This is a genomic window from Microbacterium sp. NRRL B-14842 (assembly GCF_050470785.1).
In genome coordinates this window covers 73,140-92,859 of the sequence record NZ_JBFLUM010000001.1, presented here as the reverse complement: position 1 = coordinate 92,859, position 19,720 = coordinate 73,140, and the positions used below count along the sequence as shown (strand labels likewise).

The window sequence follows — 19,720 nt, the reverse complement described above, 5'->3', positions numbered from 1 at the left end:
GTTGACACTGTCCAACCAGGTTGACACTGTCCAGATAGGAACCGCATGTCCGCACTCGTCATCGACGGCCACCCCGACGCCCGCTCGCTCACCGCCGCCCTCGCCCGTCGTTACGCGGACGGCCACGGCGATGCGCGCCTGCTCGCGCTGCGCGACCTCGACTTCGACCCGAACCTGCGATTCGGCTACCGGGAGCGCATGACGCTCGAGCCCGACCTCGTCGACGCGCGGCGCGCGCTCCACGAAGCCGATGCGCTCGTGGTCACCACCCCGCTGTGGTGGGGCTCGGTGCCCGCACTGCTCAAAGGGTTCTTCGACCGCACCCTCCTCCCCCAGCAGGAGTACCGCTACACGAAGCGCGGACTCCCCCAGGGGCTCCTCCCGGCGCGGCACGGCCGGCTGCTCCTGCTCGCGGACACGCCCTGGTACGCCGTGCCGTTCACCGGAATGCCCGCGCACACCCAGGTCGCCCGCAACACTCTGCGCTTCTGCGGCATCCGCGCCGTCCGCACAACGCGGATGCTGGGCGTGAAGCACGCCCGCCCTGCGACCATCACCGGATGGCTCGACCGGGCCGAGCGACTCGGCGCCGCGGATGCGGCTCGCGACCGCGCGCGTCAGGCCAGGGCAGCGGCAGCAGCCTCGTCCTCGGTCGTCGCCACGAGCTGACCGCAGGCGCCGTCGATCTCCTTGCCACGGGTGTCGCGGAGGGTCGTCGGGATGCCGGCGTCGTTCAGCCGCCGCACGAACTCGTCCGTGACGTCCTTCTCCGACGACGTCCAGATCGAACCCGGCGTCGGGTTCAGCGGGATCGGGTTCACGTGCACCCACCCGCGACCGCGCTGGTTGAGCTTCTCCGCCAGCAGGTCGGCCCGCCACGCATGGTCGTTCATGTCTTTGATGAGTGCGTACTCGATGGACACCCGACGACCGGTCTTGGCGTAGTAGTCGTAGGCCGCATCGAGCGCCTCGTCGACCTTCCACCGCGAGTTCACGGGGATGAGCTCGTCGCGAAGGTGGTCGTCGGGGGCGTGCAGCGACAGGGCGAACGTGACGGGGATGTTCTCGTCGGCGAGCTTCCGTATCGCGGGCACGAGACCCACGGTGGACACCGTGATGCCACGCGCGCTCATGCCGAGACCGTCGGGCTGGGGGGCGACCATGGTGCGCACCGCGTCCATGACGCGCTTGTAGTTGGCGAGCGGCTCTCCCATCCCCATGAAGACGATGTTGGAGACGCGCTCCATGCTGTGGTCGTCGCGCTTCTTGCCGCCCAGCTCACCGTTGGCGATGGCCCGGTTCGCCCGGACGATCTGCTCGATGATCTCCGCGGTGGACATGTTGCGGGTCAGTCCCGCCTGCCCGGTGGCGCAGAACGGGCAGTTCATGCCGCAGCCGGCCTGGCTCGACACGCAGAGCGTGATGCGGCCGGGATAGCGCATGAGGACGGACTCGACGAGAGCACCGTCATGCAGACGCCACAGGAACTTGATGGTGTCGCCGCGGTCGGTCTCCAGTCGTCGCACCTCGGTCATGAGGGGCGGAAGCATGCCGGCGACCAGCTCGTCGCGGATACCGGCGGGGAGGTCGGTCATCTCCGCGGGGTCGGACGTGTAGTGCCGGAAGTAGTGGGTGGCGAGCTGCTTGGCACGGAAGCCGGGGAGCCCGAGTTCCTTCACCTTCTCGATGCGCTCGGCCGGGGTGAGGTCGGCGAGGTGGACCGGCGGCTTGCCGCGCTTCGGGCTCGCGAACTGCAGCAGGGGGCGCCCTTCCGCGTCCTTCTTCTGGGTCCAGCCCTCGGTCGCGGGGCGCACCTGCGGGGTACGGGTCTCGCGGATCGCCCCCGAACGGGACGACGCGGGCGCTGTCGCGGAGCGCGTCTCGGGTGTGCGGGGGTTCTCGGCCATCCCTCCAGGGTACCGGGATGCGGGTGGGAGGCGCCTGGGCACGACCCCTCTTCCCACGCCGCTCCCCGGCTACTTGTAATGACAAGTTGCGGTGCGGAAGAATGGGCCCGTCCCCTCGATCAAGGAGCAGCATGTCCGACCGTCTCGCCCGCGCCCGCACCACCGGCATCCTCGCCGTCCTCCGCGCCCCGTCGCCGGAACTGGCCCTGGAGGCCTCGGAGGCGATCATCCGCGGCGGCGTCTCCGGCATCGAGGTGACCTTCTCGACTCCGGACGCCCCGGCCGTGATCCGCGAACTCATCGCCCGTCACGGAGACGCCGCGTACATCGGCGCCGGCACCGTCACGACGTCGGAGCAGGCGACCCAGGCCGCCGACGCGGGTGCCGCGTTCCTCGTCAGCCCGGGAACCCTTCCCGATCTCACGCGCGCCATGCTCGACACCGACCGCGTCGTGATGACCGGCGCGATGACGCCGACCGAGGTCATGGGCGCACTCGAGCTCGGCGTCGACGTCGTGAAGATCTTCCCCGCCTCGCTCGGCGGCCCCGCCTACCTCGGGGCGCTGCGCGGACCGTTCCCCGACGCCCCGCTGATGCCCACGGGCGGCGTGAAGCCCGACAACCTCGCCGACTGGTTCGCGGCGGGCGCTGTCGCCGTGGGAGCCGGTGGAGACCTCGCGAACGGCACCGCCATCGCGAACGCGGACTGGGCGGACATCGAGCAGCGGGCCTCGCGGTTCGCGGCCGCCCTCGCTGCCACGCGAGGCTGAACCGCCCACCTCCGGGATCATTTGGTATACCGGATGCATGCGGATGCGACGGGTGGCGGCGGCTGTCGCGCTCGCGGGCGCGCTGCTGCTCGCCTCGGCCTGCACGGCCGCGCCGTCGCATCCCGCACCACCGACCCCGGAGGCTCCCATGACCGACGCCACATCCGACCTGCTCGCTGCGGCCGCCGCGGGCGACGCTGACGCGGTCCGCCGCGCGCTCGACGCGGGCGCCGACATCGAGGCCCGCGGCGACGGCGGCATGACTCCCCTGGTCGCGGCCACCAAGGCGAACCGCGTCGACGCGGCACGGCTCCTGATCGAGGCCGGCGCCGACGTGAACGCGAAGGACGACATCCAGGACTCCGCCTATCTCTACGCCGGCGCCCGCGGGCATGACGAGATCCTGCGGATGACCCTGGCGCACGGGGCCGACCTCCGCAGCACGAACCGCTTCGGCGGCACGGCGCTGATCCCCGCGTCCGAACGCGGCCTGCTGCCGACGGTCGAGATCCTCCTGGAGGCGGGCGTCGATCCGGACCACATCAACAACCTCGGCTGGACCGCCCTGCACGAGGCGATCGTGCTCGGCGACGGCTCCGCCCGGTACGTCGAGGTGCTGCGCACTCTCCTCGACGGCGGCGCCGACGCGACCATCCGCGACGGCGACGGCATGCTGCCGGTCGACCTCGCGGCCGCCCGCGGGTACGACGCCATCGTCGCCGAGCTCCGGCGGTGACAGCGCTCGATCCCTGGGCCTGGGCCGCACTCGGCGTGGCCGCGGTCGTCATCGGGATCTCGAAGACCGCTCTTCCGGGCGGCAGCATCCTCGCGATCGCCCTGTTCGCCGCCGTGCTCCCGGCGCGGACCTCCACGGCGGCGACACTCCTGCTGCTCATGGTGGGCGACGTGTTCGCGCTGCTCGCCTATCGACGGCATGCGCACTGGCCCACGCTGCTGCGGCTCGCACCGGCGGTCGTGGCAGGACTCCTCTTCGGCTTCGCGTTCCTCGCGCTGACAGGAGACGGGGTCGTTCGCCGCGCCATCGGCGTGATCCTGCTGCTCATGATCGCCGTGACCCTGTGGCGCCGGTGGCGGCAGGCCAGGGCGGAGCAGGAGGCGGCGGCCAGGGGCGGTGCGGTGCTGGCCGGGGTCTACGGGACGCTGGGCGGCTTCACGACCATGGTGGCCAACGCGGGCGGGCCGGTGATGTCGATGTACTTCCTCGCCACCCGCACGCCCGTCCAGGTTTTCCTCGGCACCTCCGCCTGGTTCTTCGCGATCATCAACGTGATCAAAGTGCCGTTCCTCGCCGGGATCGGGCTGTTCACCGGCCCCGTGCTGCTCACCGATGCGATCCTCGCGCCGCTCGTGGTGCTCGGCGCGCTGCTCGGCCTGCGGGTGGCGCGGCGCCTGGACCAGCGGCTCTTCGACCGCATCGTGATCGTGCTGACGGTCCTCGGTGCCGTGTACCTGCTGCTCTAGCCCTTCGACGGGCTCAGGGACCCACCCCTTCGACAGGCTCAGGGACCCAGCCCTTCGACAGGCTCGGGGACCCAGCGGTGGGTCGCCGAGCCTGTCGAAGCGCGTCAGTCGAGGAAGATGTCGGGGAACAGCGCGCTGTCCGGAGTGCCGGGGACGGCGGCGTAGCCCGAGAAGTCGGTGACGCCGTTCGCCTCGAGCACATCCTCCACGATCAGCGACTGCCCCGTGTACGTGCGCGCCGGCTGGGTGAGCACGGCATAGGCGGCGTCGGCGTAGATGTCCGCCGTCCGGCTCGCGGCCATCACCTTGTCCCCGCCGAGGAGGTTCTGCACCGCGGCCGTCGCGATCGTCGTGCGCGGCCACAGTGTGTTGGCGGCGATGCCGTCGGCCGCGAACTCCGCCGCGAGTCCGAGCGTGACCATCGTCATGCCGTACTTCGCCAGCGTGTACCCGGTGTGGGCGCCGAGCCACTTCGGGGTGGGGTTCAGCGGCGGCGAGAGCGAGAGGATGTGCGGGTTCTCGGCGTCCTTGAGGATGGGCACCGCGGCCCGGGAGAGCATGAAGGTGCCGCGGACGTTCACGTCCTGCATCAGGTCGTACTTCTTCGCGGAGAGGTCGAGCGACCGGGAGAGGTCGATGACGCTGGCGTTGTTGAGGACGATGTCGATCCCGCCGAACTCGCCCTGCGTCTTCATGACGGCCTCGGTGATGTGGTCGTCGTCCCGCACGTCGCCCACGATCGGCAGCGCCTGGCCGCCGGCGGCGCGGATCTGCTCGGCAGCGCTGTGCACGGTGCCCTCGAGCTTCGGGTGCGGGGAGTCGGTCTTGGCGAGCATCGCGATGTTCGCGCCGTCCGCGGCCGCGCGCAGGGCGATCGCGAGGCCGATCCCGCGGCTGCCGCCCGACATGAGGATGGTCTTTCCGGCGAGTGTGCTCATGGTTCTCGTTTCTAATCGCGTGATTGGCTGGATTTCCGGCTCGAATCGGGTCATTCAGGCGATTCGAACACCGGGAGGGGTCACCGCGGGGCCATGCGGATGGCGCCGTCGAGGCGGATGGTCTCGCCGTTGAGGTAGCCGTTCTCGACGATCTGCTGCACGAGGGCGGCGTACTCGTCGGGGCGTCCGAGGCGAGCGGGGAACGGCACCTGCTGACCGAGCGAGTCCTGCGCCTCCTGCGGCAGCCCCATGAGCATCGGCGTCTCCATGATCCCGGGGGCGATGGTGCACACCCGGATGGCGTGGCGGGCGAGCTCGCGGGCGATCGGCAGGGTCATCGCGTGCACCCCGCCCTTGGAGGCCGAGTACGCCGGCTGCCCGATCTGCCCGTCGAACGCGGCGACGCTCGCCGTGTTCACGACCACGCCCCGCTCCTCGTCGTGCAGCTCGTTCGCGGCGATGACGGCGGCGGCCTGGGAGATCACGTTGAACGTGCCGACGAGGTTGATCCGGACGATCCGCTCGAAGTCGGCGAGGACGGCGGGGGTGCCGTCCCGGTCGAGCACCTTGGCGGGCGGGGCGATGCCGGCGCAGTTCACGACGACCCGTAGCGGTGCGGCGGCCTGTGCGGCGGCGACGGCGGCCTTGACCTCGTCGACGCTCGTCACGTCGGCGGGGACGAAGAGACCGCCGAGCTCCGCCGCGACCTCCTCCCCCTTCGACGAGGCGAGGTCGATGATGGTGACGTGCGCGCCCGCGGCCGTGAGCCGACGGGCGGTGGCCAGTCCGAGTCCGGAGGCGCCGCCGGTGACGAGGGCCCCCTGTCCGCTGATCTGCATCTGATGTTCTCCTTCGAACGTCGTCGTGCGACATGCATGGAACGCAGTCCCAGCCTATGCGGTTCTTGGTGTCACCGCAGGCCTGCCGCGTCGCCCCCGAGCCTACGACACCGGCGTTCCGGCAGGATGGACGGGTGAGCATCCCCGCAGCGTCCGTCGAGGTCCCCGCCCGGGTGCGCGAACTCGCCGCCGGGGCCGCACTGACCCCCGCGTGGCGCAACGCGCTCGGCGGCCTGACCTTCCGCACCGATGACGGCCGCTACATCAAATGGGGTCCCCTCGATCCCGAGGCGAACATGCGTGACGAGGCCGAGCGGATGCGCTGGGCCCGCACCTGGACCACCGTGCCCGAGGTGATCTCCCAGGGCCAGGACGAGGCGTACGAGTGGCTCGTGACGACAGCCCTCCCCGGCAGCAGTGCGGTGGATCCGCGCTGGGCGTCGTCTCCGGAGACCGCCGTGCGCGCGGTCGGGGTCGGTCTGCGCCTCCTGCACGACGCCCTCCCCGTCGCGGAGTGCCCGTGGACGTGGAGCCCTACGGAGCGCATCGCGAACGCCGCCGCCCGCGGGACGACGGTGCCGACGGACCTGCACGAGCCCCCGCCGGTCGATCGGCTCGTGGTCTGCCACGGCGACGCGTGCCTTCCCAACACCCTGCTCGACGACGACGGCCGTCCGGTCGCCCACGTCGACCTCGCCGCGCTCGGGGTCGCCGACCGGTGGGCCGACATCGCCGTGGCCGCCATGAGCACGCTGTGGAACTTCGGTCCCGGGTGGGAGGACACGCTCATCGCGGCCTACGGCGTCGACCCCGACCGCCCGAGGCTGGAGTACTACCGACGACTCTGGAACGAGTCCTGAGCCGGGCTCACGCCTCCGGGTGGGCGTCGCTGAGGAGGCTCCCGTCGGCCGGGCGCCGGTCCCACGACGGTTTCCGCAGCGCGTAGAACAGCAACGGCGGAGCGCCGAGCACGACGATCACGACACCGACGATCCACGGGTACGCGGCGGCCGGGAACGCGGTGAAGCCGTCGGGCGGGATGAAGGCGAGCAGGAACGCCGCGAGGCAGGCGAAGAACCCGACGCCGGCGACGAACGGGAGAGCCTTCACCCGGTAGGCACGGGGGACGTCCGGCGCCTTCCGCCGCAGCACCATCGCCGAGGCGAACATGAGCATGTACATGATGAGGTACAGCGCGGCGGCCATGTCGATGAGCGCCACGAAGGCGGCGCTGACGTTGGGCACGATGATGAAGATCGCCGCGAGGATCGTGACGATGGTTCCCTGGAGCATCAGGATGCCGGACTGCACACCGGCCTTGTTCCGCTTCTGCAGCAGCGGCGGGAGCAGTCCCGTCTCCGCGGCCGCCAGCACGCCCTTGGAGGGACCGGCGACCCAGGTCACGACCGAGGCGAGAGCACCGGCGGCGATGAGCGCGGACACGACGGCCGTCGCCCATCCCATGTCCCAGTGGTCGAAGTACTCCCCGAACGCGAGCATGATGCCGTTCGTCAGCCCGAGCTCCTTCTTCGGCACCGCGACCGCGATCGCGATGGTGGGCAGGATGAAGACGAGCAGGATGAGGCCGGCGGCGAGGAACACCGAGCGCGGGTAGCCCTTGCCGGGATCCTTCATCTGATTCACGTGGACCGCGTTCACCTCCATGCCGGCGTAGGCCAGCACGTTCGAGACGATCAGCACGATGGACGCGAGACCCGTGAACGGCGGGATCACCGCCGAGGCCTCGAGCGGCACCTGGCTCTTCTCCCCGCTGAAGACCCACACCGCCCCGAACACGATGAGCAGCACCGCCGGGAACAGCGTGCCGATGATGCCGCCCCACGAGCCCAGCTTGGCGAAGAGGTCGCCGCCGCGGAGCGTGACGAGCGTGGCGCCCCAGTAGCAGACGATGATGATGACGGCCGTGAAGAAGCCGGAGCTGGACAGCGAGGGGTCGAGGAAGACGAAGGCGAGGGCGCCGGCCACGAACGCGAGCTGCGTGGGGAACCAGACGACGTTCTGGATCCACTGCAGCCACACCGCGGTGAATCCCCAGCGGTTGCCGAGGGCCTCCCGCACCCAGACGTACACCCCGCCCTTCCACCCCGTCGCCAGCTCCGCGGCGACGAGGGCGGTGGGGACGAGGAACAGCACCGCGGGGATGAGGTACAGCGTGATGCTGCCGAGGCCGTAGATCGCCATCGCGGGCAGCGACCGCAGGCTCGCCACGACGACGAGGGTGAGCAGGGCGAGCTGGCCGATGCCGAGGACGGCGACGGCGGGACGGGAGACGCGCGGCGCGGGCGCGGCGCCGGTCGGACCGGACTGCGGAGCAGACATCTCGGCCCCCTAGTGGTGGAACGCCGAGTCGGGGTGGTCGGACGGCATGGGGGCCGTGAGCGCGTCGAGGTGGGCCACCTCGGCGGTGATGGCGTCGAGCAGTTCGGCGGCCAGGTCCATGCTGAGCCCGTTGCGCACGACGATGCGCTGCACTGTGAGGTCCTCCAGATCGGCGGGCATCGGGTACGCGGGGACGAGCCAGCCGCGCATCCGGAGCCGATCCTGCAGGTGGTAGAGCGTCCACTTGTCGGTGTGCCCGTCCTTCAGGCGCCAGGCGAACACCGGGATGTCGCTGCCGTCGTTCCACAACTCGAACGCGTCGAGCTTCGCGATGCCCGCGGAGAGGAACTTCGCCACGTCCTGCGAGGCCTGCTGCACCGCGCGGTAGCCCTCGAACCCGAGGCGGAGGAACAGGTAGTACTGCAGCAGCACCTGAGCACCGGGGCGGGAAAAGTTCAGGGCGAAGGTAGGCATCTCCCCGCCGAGGTAGCTCACCTGGAAGATGAGATCCTCCGGCAGCCACTGCGCGTCGCGCCAGACCACCCAGCCGAGGCCGGGGTAGACGAGACCGTACTTGTGTCCCGAGGTGCTGATCGAGTGCACACGCTCCAGCCGGAAGTCCCACACGAGGTCCGGCTGGAGGAACGGAGCGATCATGGCACCGGAGGCGCCGTCCACGTGGATCGGGATGTCGAGGCCGGTCTTCTCCTGGATCGCGTCGAGCGCCGCGGCGATCTCCGCCACCGGCTCGTACATGCCGGTGTAGGTGACGCCCATGATGGCGACGACCCCGATGGTGTTCTCGTCCACGTACTTCTCGAGATCGTGGCCGTCGAGCGTCTTGTGCTCCTCGCTGATGGGCACGTAGCGCGGCTCGACGTCGAAGTAGTTGCAGAACTTCTCCCAGCACACCTGCACCGCGCTCGACATCACGAGGTTCGGCGTGGAGGCGTCCTTGCCGGCGGCACGGCGGGCCTGCTGCCAGCGACGCTTGAACGCGAGACCGCCGAGCATGCACGCCTCGGAGGAGCCGATCGTCGACGTGCCGATGCTGCGCGCCGCATCCGGGGCCTTCCACAGGTTCGCGAGCATGTGCCAGCAGTTGTCCTCGATGGCGGCGGTCTGCGGATACTCGTCCTTGTCGATCATGTTCTTGTCGAAGGAGGCCATGTAGACCTGCTTCGCCTCGTCGTCCATCCAGGTGCTGACGAAGGTCGCGAGGTTGAGGCGTGCGTTGCCGTCGAGGATCGTCTCGTCTTCGACGATCTGCTTCGCCGTCGCGGGGAGCGACTCGGTGTCGGGGATGACGTGTCGTGGTGCGACGGTGGCCTCGCCCGGCCGCGTGAAGAGCGGCTGGTCGTCGGCGGAGGAGATGCTCATGGGACGTCCCTTTCGGTCGGTGTCGATGGCACTGTCTCCTGCGGACGCCAGCCCCGCCTCTGACCGACCTCCAGGGACCCTCGTCCGAAAGGGGTGAGGGTCAGGACGGCCCGAGGATGAAGTTCCAGGCTCCGGTCGCGACCGCGGCGGCGATCGCCGTCGCGGAGATCGCCGCCCCGACGGCGAGCAGGATCCACTCGGGCGCGCCGAAGCGCGACTCCCGCGCCCAGGTGCGACGGCCGGGGGCGCCGAAGCCCCGCGCCTCCATCGCTGTCGCGAGCTTCGCGCCCCGGCGGATCGACAGCACGAGCAGGGCGAAGGCCATGCCGAGGAAGCGCCGGATGCGCCCGCGGTCGGCCACGCCGCGCGCGCGACGGGCGAGTTCGAGAGCACGCCAGTCGTCGAGGAACAGTCCCACCATGCGCAGGCCGGCGAGCGCGCCGAGGACGAATCGGGCCGGAAGCCGCAGGATCTGCCCGAGGCCGTCGGCGAGATCCGTGGGATCGACCGTGATGAACAGGACCACGGAGGGCAGGGCGATCGCGAGCACGCGCAGCATCGTGGCGACGGCGAGCGCGAGCGACCCCTCGCTGATGCGCAGCACGAACCAGTCGACGTAGACGGTGCCGCTCGTCTCGCCGTAGAGGGCGATGGTGAGACCGGTCAGCGGCGCCGCGAGCCAGACCGGCCACGTGCGCACCCAGAACTCCCGCCAGCCGATGCCCGCGAAGAGGAACAGCACCGCTTCGAGTGCCAGGGCGACGGCCGCCGACACCGGGTCGAGCGTGAGGACCAGAGGCACGGCGATGAGCGCGCTCACGCCCAGCTTGGCGACCGGATTGATGCGGGCGACGACGCCGGTGCGGGTGGGGGCGGGGGCGAGCGCCGTCATGCCGGTGCCCCCAGGACGAACCGGGTGGCGTGCAGAGCGCGCGCCACATCGAGATCGTGGGTGATGGTGACGATCGCCGATCCCTCGTCCCGGAGGGTGGCGAGCATCGCCACGAGCTCGGCCCAGGTCCGGGCGTCCTGGCCGAAGGTCGGCTCGTCGAGGATCAGCACCCGGGGTCTCGTGGCGATCGCGGCCGCGACCGTCAGGCGGCGCTTCTCCCCGCCCGAGAGCGTGTACGGATTCGCCGCACCCAGGTGCGCGAGCCGCAGGCGGGTGAGCAGCTCGTCGACGCGGGCAGACACCTCGTCATCGGGGACGCCCAGGGCGCGGGGACCGACCGCGAGCTCGTCGCGCACGGTCTGGGCGAGGAGCTGGTGCTCCGGTTCCTGGAACACCATCCCGATCCGTGTGAGGAGCTCGCGAGACGCCCACCGGATCGGAGACGGATTGGCCCCCTGCGCGAGTGACGGCGCCGCGATCACGGCTCCCCCTGCGGGAGGGAGGAGCCCCGCGAGGGTCAGGGCCAGCGTGGACTTGCCCGCGCCGTTCGGCCCGGTGATCGCGAGGGCCTCGCCGGCACGCACGTCCAGGTCGATGTCGTGCGCCACCGGACGCCCCTTCACCCGTGCGACAGCCAGCCCGTGCGCCGAGAGCAGCACGTCCCCGGGCGCCGCGCGTGGTGCGGGGGGCTCGGCCGGCGGGCGGCCGGGTACCCACACGCCGTCCGCCGCCAGGCGCTCCCCCTCCGTGCCGAGCACCTCCGCGGGAGTGCCGTCCGCGACGACCCCGCCGGCGCCGAGCACGATGACCCGCGTGAGGAGGGGCAGCCACACCTCGAGGCGATGCTCCACGACCACGAGGGTGGCGGGACGCGCGGCGAGCATCCGCTCCACCGCATCCCTCACCTCGCGCACGCCCTCGGGATCGAGATTCGCCGTCGGCTCGTCCAGCAGCACGAGTCCGGGGCGCATCGCGAGCATGCCGGCCAGGGCGAGGCGCTGCTTCTGGCCGCCCGAGAGCGCCGCGGTCGGATGGTCGAGCGGCACGTCGAGGCCGACGGCCGCCATGGCCGCCTCGACACGAGGCCAGATCTCCGCCCGCGGCACCCCGAGGTTCTCACAGCCGAAGGCCACATCGTCGCCGGCGCGGGCGAGGATCACCTGCGAGTCGGGATCCTGGAGGACGAGCCCGGCCCGACCGCGGGTGGCCACGGCGGGGCCGCCGTCGATGAGCAGCTCCCCCTCGCTCTCCCCCTCCTCCTCGCCGCCGAGCACACCGGCGAGGCCGTGCAGCAGTGTGGATTTGCCCGCGCCAGAGGCCCCGAGCACGAGAACCCGCTCGCCGGGCTCGACGCGGAACGAGACATCGCGCAGCGCCCAGGCGAGGCGACTCGCGTGTCGCCACCCCCACCCCCGGGCCTCGACGCCGGCGGGAGCGACCTGCTCGGACGACATCAGACGCGCACGCGCGCCTCGCGCCCGGAGCCGAAACGGTCGAGAGCCCCCGTCGCCGCGATGCCGCGCGCGAGCACCCAGGACAGCGCACCGGCGATGACCGCCCCGGAGATCACGGTGCTCACGAGATAGATCGCGGTGAAGGCGGGACCGGAGCCGGCGTACCAGAGGACGAGGTTGTTGATGCCGCCCGCGAGCGCAGCGCCGGCACCGGCGAGGATCGCGACGGGCAGCGACCAGCGGCGGTAGAAGAACAGCAGGAAGATCAGCTCGGCACCGAGTCCCTGCACGAGGCCTGCCTCGAGCGTGAGGAAGCCGCCCCACTGGTTGCCGATGAGCGCCGAGACGACGGCGGCCAGCAGCTCGACGTAGATCGCGGCGCCCGCCTTGCGGATGATGAGCCCGCCGAGCACGCCCGCGAAGAGCCACGGGCCGTCGAGGAGCCCTTGGAGGCCGGGAAGCAACGGCTCGAGCAGGGCCTTCGGCCCCAGGTATCCGACGTTCCAGGCCAGGAAGATCAGACCGGCGGCGACGCCGAGGACGCTGGCGACGACGATGTCGACGACGCGCCAGCGCAGATAGCCGCGCGCCGGAACGGCCGTGCTCTTCGCAGACGCGGATGCGGACGTGGACGTACTCATGTGAACTCCTCCCTGCGCTGGCATGACCCAGATCAGGTTCGACGGTCGAAGCGCGATTCGCTCCCTCTCAGCCCGGCTCGCCGGACTCCCGTGGTTGTGCTGTCGATCCTACCCCGTTCCGCCCGCGCGTCCCGAGCCGCGCACGGCGGATTCCGGGCGGTATTCGGTACCGTAAGCGAGTGACCGCTTCCGATCCCCCTGAAGAGGCGTCCGGCGGCGTCGACGTCGACGCGCGGCCCGAAGACTCCGCACCCGTGTCCGCCGAGCCCGCGCTCGACCCTCCGGTCACGGAAGCGGTGTCGTGGGCCGATGCGTCGGCTCCGGCGACCGCGCTGACCTGGGTGGACCCGTCGCTCGTCGCCGCGGAGTCGTCGACGCCCGAGTTCGACGCCTCGGCCGGCACGGAGGACGAGACGGGATTGCTGCGCGACGCGAAACTGCGACCCGCGATCGCCGGCCCCGGACTGCTCGTCCCGCTCGGTGTGCTCGTCGGCCTCGTCGCCTCCTACGCCGGCACCACGCTGCTCTGGCCGCTGCACGAGGTCGCCCCGACCGTCCAGGCCGTCGAGTTCACCCCGGTCGCCGCCCCCACCGCCGCGCTCGCCTGGCCCGCGGTCGGCGACGGCGCTGTCGGGATCGCCGGGATGACGACCGCGGCGTCCACCACCGCTCCGGTGAGCATCGCGAGCATCACGAAGGTCGTCAGCAGCCTCATGGTGCTGGATCGTCTGCCGCTGGCCCCCGGGGAGCAGGGTCCGGAGTTCGCCTTCTCGTACGCCGACAGCATCCGCTACTGGGACTACCGGATCGCCAATCAGTCCGCACTCGATGTCCCCGTGGGTGGAGTGCTGACCGAGTACCAGCTTCTCCAGGGCACCCTGCTCGGCTCGGCCAACAACTACATCGACCGGCTGGCGTCGGAGATCTGGGGGTCCGACGGGGAGTTCGCGGCCGCGGCCGAGGTCTGGCTCGGCGAACGCGGGCTCTCCGGCATCACGGTGGTGACGCCGTCGGGATTCGATGAACGCAACGTCGCCACCCCCGAGGCCCTCGTGGCCCTGGGCGAGATGGCCATGCGCAACCCGGTGTTCGCCGAGATCGTGGGAACCCGGTCTGTCGACCTGCCCGGGGCAGGCAAGGTCGAGAACACGAACGGGATGCTCGCCGATCCGGGTGTCGTCGGCATCAAGACGGGCACCCTCGTCGGGTGGAATCTGCTGACCGCCAAGGACGTCGCCGTCGGCGACTCGACGGTCCGGCTCTACGCCGCGGCGCTGAACCAGGAGGACGACGAGGCGCGTCTCGCCCTCACCCGTGCGCTGTTCGCCCAGACGGAGGCGGCGTTGCAGGCCCAGGGCCCGGCCGTCCCGGCGGGCACGGTGGTCGGGCGCGTGGTCACCGCCTGGGGTGAGCGCGTCGACGTGGTCGCGGGCGAGGACGCCGACGTCGTGATGTGGAACGGGGCGAGCGCGACCGCATCGACGGTGTTCGACCTCGGGGAGGAACGGGAGGCGGACGGGACGGTCGGCACCCTGACCACGACCGGCCCTGTCGACAGCACGGAGACCGCGCTCGTCCTCGACGAGGACCTGGACGGTCCGAGCCCGTGGTGGCGGCTCACCCACCCGCTCGAGCTCTTCGGCATCTCCGGGGACGACTGAGTCCTGACGACGATGCCCCACTCCGGATCCGGAGTGGGGCATCGTGCGTGAAGCGGGTCAGGCGCGGGGCGTGGAGCCGTCCGCGCCGTCGTCGAGAAGCGCCTGCGCTGCTGCGGACTCGGCCGCCGGAACCTGGGCGCCGACGGCTGCTCCCGCCACGGCGTCCGCCGCCTGCTCCTCGGCACTGGCTTCCGCGTCCGCCTCGCCGGTCACGACCACCGGAGACGAGCCGGTGAGAGCCGCTTCCGCATCGAGGTCAGTCGCCGCCTGCTCGAACTGCGACTGGTACAGCCGCCAGTACGCGCCCTGCGCCGCGATGAGCTCGTCATGCGTGCCCTTCTCCACGATGTCGCCGTGCTCCATCACGAGGATGAGATCGGCGTCGCGGATGGTCGACAGACGGTGCGCGATGACGAACGAGGTCCGTCCGTGCCGGAGCGCCGCCATCGCGTTCTGCAGCAGCAGCTCGGTGCGGGTGTCGACCGCCGAGGTGGCCTCGTCCAGGATGAGGATCGACGGCTGCGCCACGAAGGCCCGCGCGATCGTGATGAGCTGGCGCTCACCGGCCGAGACGTTCGACGCGTCCTCGTCGAGCACGGTGTCGTACCCGTCCGGAAGCGCGTGCACGAAGCGGTCGACGTAGGTCGCCTTCGCCGCGGCAAGCACCTCCTCGTCCGTCGCGGTCGAACGGCCGTAGCGGATGTTCTCGCGGATGCTCCCGGCGAAGAGCCAGGGGTCCTGGAGCACCATGCCGGTGCGGGAGCGCAGTTCGTCCCGGGTGATGGTCGAGATGTCCTGACCGTCGAGCATGATCCGGCCGCCGCTGAGCTCGTAGAACCGCATGATGAGGTTCACGAGCGTCGTCTTACCCGCACCCGTGGGGCCGACGATCGCGACGGTCTGCCCCGGTTCCACCCGGAAGGACAGATCGGTGATGAGGGGACGCTCGGGCGAGTACGAGAAGGAGACGTTCTCGAACTCGATCACGCCCTCGCCCTCGCGGAGCGCGGGGGCGTCGGGGGCATCGGCCTCCTGCTCGTCGGAGTCGAGCAAGTCGAACACCCGCTCCGCCGACGCCGTGCCGGACTGCACGACCGCAGCCATGCCGCCCAGCTCGGACAGCGGCTGCGTGAACTGCTGCGAGTACTGGATGAACGCCTGCACGTCGCCGAGGCGCAGCTGCCCGCTCGCGACCATGAGGCCGCCGAGCACCGCGATGCCGACATAGGTGAGGCTGCCGACGAAGGTCATCGCGGGCATGATGATGCCCGAGAGGAACTGCGCCTTGAAGCTCGCCTGGAACAGCTCCTCGTTCTCGGCCTTGAACTTGTCCAGGGCGTCCTGCTCGCGGCCGAACACCTTGACCAGGGCATGCCCGGAGAAGGCCTCCTCGACCCGGGCGTTGAGCCGCCCGACCTTGCGCCACTGCGTGCCGAAGGCCTTCTGCGACCGCGGACCGATGACGCCGAAGATCACTCCCATGAGCGGAAGCGCCACGAGTGCCACGAGCGCGAGCTGCCACGAGATCGAGAACATCATCACGAGCACGCCGACCACCGTCAGCACGGCGGTCAGGGCACCAGACAGCGACTGCTGCATGGTCTGCGTGATGTTGTCGATGTCGTTCGTCACGCGGGAGATCAGCTCGCCGCGCTGCACCTTGTCGAAGTACGCCAGCGGCAACCGGTTGATCTTCGCCTCGACGGCCTCACGCAGGCGCCACATGGTGCGGACCATGATGACGTTGATGACGTACCCCTGCAGCCAGCTGAGGAACGCGGCCACGACGTAGATCGCGAGGACCGCCGCGATCACCCAGCGCAGGGCGTCGAAGTCGATGCCGTCGCCGACCCGGAAGTCGCCGAGCGCTCCCACCTGGTTCGCGAAGTCGGTCTGTCCGGCATCACGCAGCGCGTCGACCACCACGTCCTGCGGCGTCCCCGCCGGGAATCCGGGGAAGTCGCCGCTCGGCTGGCCGAGCTGGATGGAGATGAAGCCGCGGTAGACGATGTTCGTCGCCTCGGCGAGCACCTTCGGCGCGGCGACGGTCAGCACGACCCCGATCGCTCCGAGGATCGACACGAAGACGAACCAGACGGCAGAGGGCTTGAGCAGCCCGATCATCCGGGCGAAGCTCTTGCCGAAGTTGTCGGCCTTGCCCGGTGCGACGCTGTCCCAGTCGCCGGAGTGCTGCCGAGCCTGCTCGGCGAGCTCCGCCTCGTACTGCTCCTCGGCGGTGAGCTCCCGCTCGGCCGTGGGAGCCGGGGCCTTCCCTCGCCCGCGGCGCCGCGCCGCTGCCCCCTGGGTCCCTGAGCTTGTCGAAGGGCCCGCACCCTGGGTTCCTGAGCTTGTCGAAGGGCCCGCACCCTGGGTCCCTGAGCCTGTCGAAGGGTCCTGCTCGCTCATGCGTCCACCCCCAGCTGCGACTCGACGATCTCTCGGTAGGTCTCGCTGGTCTCCAGCAGCTCCTCGTGGGTGCCGACTCCGACCATCGTGCCGCCCTCGAGCACCACGATGCGGTCGGCGTCGGTGATCGTGGAGACGCGCTGCGCGACCACGATCTTCGTCACGTGCGGAAGCTCCCGCCACAATGCCTGCCGCAGACGGGCGTCCGTCGTGAGGTCGAGTGCGGAGAAGGAGTCGTCGAACACGAGTACCTGCGGCCGGTGCACGATGGCCCGCGCGATCGCGAGGCGCTGTCGCTGACCGCCGGACACGTTCGTTCCGCCCTGGGCGATGCGGGAGTCCAGGCCGTCCGGCATCTCCTCGACGAAGTCACGACCCTGAGCGATCTCGAGAGCGTGCCAGAGCTCCTCGTCCGTCGCGTCCTCGCGGCCGTAGCGCAGGTTGGAGGCCACGGTGCCGGTGAAGAGGAAGGGCCGCTGCGGCACGAGGCCGATGCTGTCCCACAGCGCTTCGACGTCGGCGTTCCGCACGTCCGTGCCACCGACGTGCACGGAGCCGCCGGAGACGTCGAACAGGCGCGGGATGAGCGAGACGAGCGTGGTCTTGCCCGACCCGGTGGAGCCCACGACGGCGACGGTCTCGCCCGGCTCCGCGGCGAAGCTGATGCCGGTGAGGACCGGGGCGTCGGCACCGGGGTAGGTGAACGACACGTCGTCGAAGGCGACGGCGCCCGGCGTCGGGAAGACGGTGACGCCGTCCGCCGGACGGGTCATCGTCGACTCGGTGTTCAGAACCTCGCCGATGCGCTCGGCCGAGACGGCGGCGCGCGGGATCATCATGGCCATGAAGCTCGCCATGATGACGCCGCCCATGATCTGACCGATGTACTGCATGAAGGCGAACAGGGTGCCCACCTGCACGGTGCCGTTGTTGACCTCGATGCCGCCGAACCAGATGACGGCGACGACCGTCACGTTGAGGATGAGCATGAAGAGCGGGAACAGCAGCACGAACAGCGAGCCGACCTTGCGGCCGACGACCATGATGTCGGTGTTCGCGCCGCGGAAGCGCTCTTCCTCGATGCGCTCGCGGACGAAGGCCCGCACCACGCGCACGCCGGTGAGCTGCTCGCGCATGATGCGGTTCACGTTGTCGAGCTTGCCCTGGTAGCTGCGGAACAGCGGGACCATGCGGCCGATGACGAGTGCCGCGAGGAGGAGCAGCACCGGGACGGAGACGGCGATCAGCCAGCTCAGCCCGGCGTTGGTCTGCACGGCGAAGATGATGCCGCCGATCGCGAGCAGCGGCGCGGTGACGAGCATCGTCGCGCCCATCATCGCCAGCATCTGCACCTGCTGCACGTCGTTCGTGTTGCGGGTGATGAGGGAACCGGCGCCGAACTGCGAGACCTCGCGCTCGGAGAAGCCGCTGACCTTGCCGAACACGTCGGCACGGATGTCACGACCCGCCCCCATCGCGGCGCGGGCGGCGAAGAAGGTCGCGATGACCGAGGCCACGATCTGGCCGAGCGACACGGCCAGCATGAACAGGCCGGTGCGCCAGATGTACGCGGTGTCGCCCTGGGCGACGCCCTTGTCGATGATGTCGGCGTTGAGGCGGGGCAGGTAGAGGGTCGCGGCCGCGCTGGCGAACTGGAAGACCAGCACGGCGACGAGGAGCCACTTGTAGCGAGACAGATATCGGAGGAGGAGTTTTCCCAGCACAGGCGGACTTTCTAGGAAGGAGGAGGCGGCGGGTCTCCCGGCAGACGGATGCCGACCGACGACCGGCCATAGGACAGGGTGCCACGAAGCGGCGACATTCGGATCCCCCTCCGGGAGGACCTTCGCTCACAGCGAACCACTCCCCCGTCTCGCCGCCCATTTCTGCACGCGGGCGATCAAGGACTTCCCGGTCGTGACCGGGGCCGTGATCGTCAGAACAGCGCGGGCTGCGGAACGTAGTCCCGCGCGGCCGCCCCGGCGTCGGGGCCGAGCTCGGCGAGCGTGGCGGGCTGCCACTTCGGGTTGCGGTCCTTGTCGACCACCTGGGCCCGGATGCCCTCCACCAGGTCGGGGTGCTCGTTCACGAACCACAGCACCCGGCGGTACTCGCCTTCGAGCGCGGCACGAAGCCCACTCATCCCCCGTGCCTCCCGCACGGCGTCGAGGGTCACGACGAGGCCGGTCGGGGCCAGTCCGTCGAGCAGGTCGGCGACGGCGGCCGCTTCATCGGAGCCGAGCGCACGCAGCCGCTCCAGGATCTCGGGCACGGTCGAGGCGGCGAAGACCTCGTCGATCCACTCCCGCGCGTCGGCGAGCGCGGACGGCTCCGGCGTCTCGTCGAAGAGCAGGACGATCTCGCTCGGGCTCGTCGGATCGGCGCGGTACGCCAGAGCCTCGCGCAGCGCATCGAGGCGGTCGGAGGGGACGAAGTGGTCGGCGAAGCCCGCGTACACGGCGTCGGCACCGTTCATCGTGGCCCCGGTGAGACCGAGGTATTCGCCGAGCCGTCCCGGCGCCCGCCCCAGCAGCCACGTGCCGCCGACGTCGGGCGTGAAGCCGATCCGGGTCTCCGGCATGGCGAGCTTCGAGCGCTCGGTGACCACGCGGATCGCGGCGTGCCCCGCGAGACCGATTCCGCCGCCCATGGTGATGCCGTCGGCGAGCGCGACCACGGGCTTCGGGTACTCCGCGATCATGGCGTTCATCGCGTACTCCCGGCGGAAGAACTCTGCGGACTGCTCCGGATGACCGGACGTGATCTGGCTGTGCAGGCGGCGCACGTCGCCGCCCGCGCACATGCCGCGCTCACCCTCACCGTCGATGAGGACGATCTGCACGTCGGAATCGTCGCGCCACGCGACGAGCGCCGTCGTGATGGCCGCGATCATGTCCTCGTCGAGCGCATTGATCGCCTCAGGGCGGTTGAGCGTGAGCCGCCCGAGCGCTCCTTCGGTGCGGATGAGGACACGGGGCGCGGCGGGGGTATCGGTCACGGGTGCCAGGCT

At 70.6% G+C, this 19,720-nt stretch carries 17 protein-coding genes and 1 riboswitch; of the genes, 6 read left to right on the top strand and 11 right to left on the bottom strand.

Annotated elements, in window-relative coordinates; translation table 11 throughout:
- The first annotated feature begins 45 nt into the window (after positions 1 to 45).
- The gene (locus AB1285_RS00445; RefSeq protein WP_187662543.1) at positions 46 to 669 is read left to right on the top strand and encodes an NAD(P)H-dependent oxidoreductase; all 624 of its coding nucleotides are present in this window, start codon (positions 46 to 48) and stop codon (positions 667 to 669) included.
- On the opposite strand, the gene rlmN is transcribed toward AB1285_RS00445, so the two are convergent.
- Positions 618 to 1,907 (bottom strand): 23S rRNA (adenine(2503)-C(2))-methyltransferase RlmN, encoded by a 1,290-nt coding sequence (gene rlmN, locus AB1285_RS00440; protein WP_232089110.1) that lies wholly within the window; start codon positions 1,905 to 1,907, stop codon positions 618 to 620. The genes AB1285_RS00445 and rlmN overlap by 52 nt on opposite strands.
- Before the next feature lie 131 nt (positions 1,908 to 2,038).
- On the opposite strand from rlmN, the gene AB1285_RS00435 reads away from it, so the two are divergent.
- Genes AB1285_RS00435 through AB1285_RS00425 form a run of 3 tightly spaced genes read left to right on the top strand, consistent with a single transcriptional unit; the run spans position 2,039 to position 4,159 of the window.
- A complete protein-coding gene (locus AB1285_RS00435; RefSeq protein WP_187662544.1) occupies positions 2,039 to 2,677 on the top strand; it encodes a bifunctional 4-hydroxy-2-oxoglutarate aldolase/2-dehydro-3-deoxy-phosphogluconate aldolase in 639 nt (212 codons plus the stop codon).
- A 37-nt stretch (positions 2,678 to 2,714) separates the two neighbouring features.
- Positions 2,715 to 3,413 carry an ankyrin repeat domain-containing protein gene (locus tag AB1285_RS00430; RefSeq protein WP_313366525.1) on the top strand — a complete coding sequence of 233 codons (699 nt, stop codon included), beginning with the start codon at positions 2,715 to 2,717 and terminating at the stop codon, positions 3,411 to 3,413.
- Positions 3,410 to 4,159 carry a sulfite exporter TauE/SafE family protein gene (locus AB1285_RS00425; RefSeq protein ID WP_187662546.1) on the top strand — a complete coding sequence of 250 codons (750 nt, stop codon included), beginning with the start codon at positions 3,410 to 3,412 and terminating at the stop codon, positions 4,157 to 4,159. The genes AB1285_RS00430 and AB1285_RS00425 overlap by 4 nt, the downstream gene beginning before the upstream one ends.
- A gap of 104 nt (positions 4,160 to 4,263) precedes the next feature.
- Here the strand turns inward: AB1285_RS00425 and AB1285_RS00420 are convergent, their stop codons facing one another.
- Together AB1285_RS00420 and AB1285_RS00415 are read right to left on the bottom strand one after the other, a co-directional pair.
- Positions 4,264 to 5,097, bottom strand: a complete 834-nt coding sequence (locus AB1285_RS00420; protein ID WP_025104853.1) for an SDR family oxidoreductase — start codon at positions 5,095 to 5,097, stop codon at positions 4,264 to 4,266.
- Between the two features lie 80 nt (positions 5,098 to 5,177).
- On the bottom strand, positions 5,178 to 5,936 hold the full coding sequence (locus AB1285_RS00415) for an SDR family NAD(P)-dependent oxidoreductase (RefSeq protein WP_187662547.1): 759 nt from the start codon (positions 5,934 to 5,936) through the stop codon (positions 5,178 to 5,180).
- A 134-nt stretch (positions 5,937 to 6,070) separates the two neighbouring features.
- Here AB1285_RS00415 and AB1285_RS00410 point away from each other — a divergent pair, with 134 nt between their 5' ends.
- Positions 6,071 to 6,796, top strand: coding sequence for an aminoglycoside 3'-phosphotransferase (locus tag AB1285_RS00410; protein ID WP_187662548.1), 726 nt, complete (start codon positions 6,071 to 6,073; stop codon positions 6,794 to 6,796).
- 7 nt (positions 6,797 to 6,803) lie between these two features.
- Here AB1285_RS00410 and AB1285_RS00405 read toward each other — a convergent pair whose 3' ends face one another.
- The 5 genes from AB1285_RS00405 to AB1285_RS00385 all read right to left on the bottom strand — a co-directional run bounded on the left by AB1285_RS00405 (position 6,804) and on the right by AB1285_RS00385 (position 12,643).
- On the bottom strand, positions 6,804 to 8,276 hold the full coding sequence (locus AB1285_RS00405) for an amino acid permease (RefSeq protein WP_232089111.1): 1,473 nt from the start codon (positions 8,274 to 8,276) through the stop codon (positions 6,804 to 6,806).
- 9 nt (positions 8,277 to 8,285) lie between these two features.
- On the bottom strand, positions 8,286 to 9,656 hold the full coding sequence (locus tag AB1285_RS00400) for a glutamate decarboxylase (RefSeq protein WP_187662549.1): 1,371 nt from the start codon (positions 9,654 to 9,656) through the stop codon (positions 8,286 to 8,288).
- A 100-nt stretch (positions 9,657 to 9,756) separates the two neighbouring features.
- Positions 9,757 to 10,548 carry an energy-coupling factor transporter transmembrane component T family protein gene (locus AB1285_RS00395; protein WP_187662550.1) on the bottom strand — a complete coding sequence of 264 codons (792 nt, stop codon included), beginning with the start codon at positions 10,546 to 10,548 and terminating at the stop codon, positions 9,757 to 9,759.
- A complete protein-coding gene (locus AB1285_RS00390) occupies positions 10,545 to 12,002 on the bottom strand; it encodes an ABC transporter ATP-binding protein (RefSeq protein ID WP_313366523.1) in 1,458 nt (485 codons plus the stop codon). Before AB1285_RS00390 ends, AB1285_RS00395 begins: the two co-directional genes overlap by 4 nt.
- Positions 12,002 to 12,643: an ECF transporter S component gene (locus AB1285_RS00385; protein WP_187662552.1), complete on the bottom strand. Its 642-nt coding sequence runs from the start codon at positions 12,641 to 12,643 to the stop codon at positions 12,002 to 12,004. The genes AB1285_RS00390 and AB1285_RS00385 overlap by 1 nt, the downstream gene beginning before the upstream one ends.
- A riboswitch (TPP riboswitch) is annotated at positions 12,634 to 12,745 on the bottom strand. Its footprint overlaps the gene before it by 10 nt.
- Positions 12,746 to 12,822: 77 nt before the next feature.
- Between AB1285_RS00385 and AB1285_RS00380 the strand changes: the two genes are divergently transcribed.
- Positions 12,823 to 14,304, top strand: a complete 1,482-nt coding sequence (locus tag AB1285_RS00380; RefSeq protein WP_370429003.1) for a D-alanyl-D-alanine carboxypeptidase family protein — start codon at positions 12,823 to 12,825, stop codon at positions 14,302 to 14,304.
- A 57-nt stretch (positions 14,305 to 14,361) separates the two neighbouring features.
- Here AB1285_RS00380 and AB1285_RS00375 read toward each other — a convergent pair whose 3' ends face one another.
- From AB1285_RS00375 to AB1285_RS00365, 3 genes are all read right to left on the bottom strand, one after another.
- Entirely contained in the window at positions 14,362 to 16,710 is a 2,349-nt protein-coding gene (locus AB1285_RS00375; protein WP_292797824.1) for an ABC transporter ATP-binding protein, read from the bottom strand.
- A complete protein-coding gene (locus AB1285_RS00370; RefSeq protein ID WP_292797827.1) occupies positions 16,707 to 18,434 on the bottom strand; it encodes an ABC transporter ATP-binding protein in 1,728 nt (575 codons plus the stop codon). Before AB1285_RS00370 ends, AB1285_RS00375 begins: the two co-directional genes overlap by 4 nt.
- Positions 18,435 to 18,646: 212 nt before the next feature.
- Complete coding sequence (locus AB1285_RS00365) at positions 18,647 to 19,708, bottom strand: enoyl-CoA hydratase/isomerase family protein (protein WP_292797830.1); 1,062 nt, start codon at positions 19,706 to 19,708, stop codon at positions 18,647 to 18,649.
- Positions 19,709 to 19,720 lie beyond the last annotated feature (12 nt).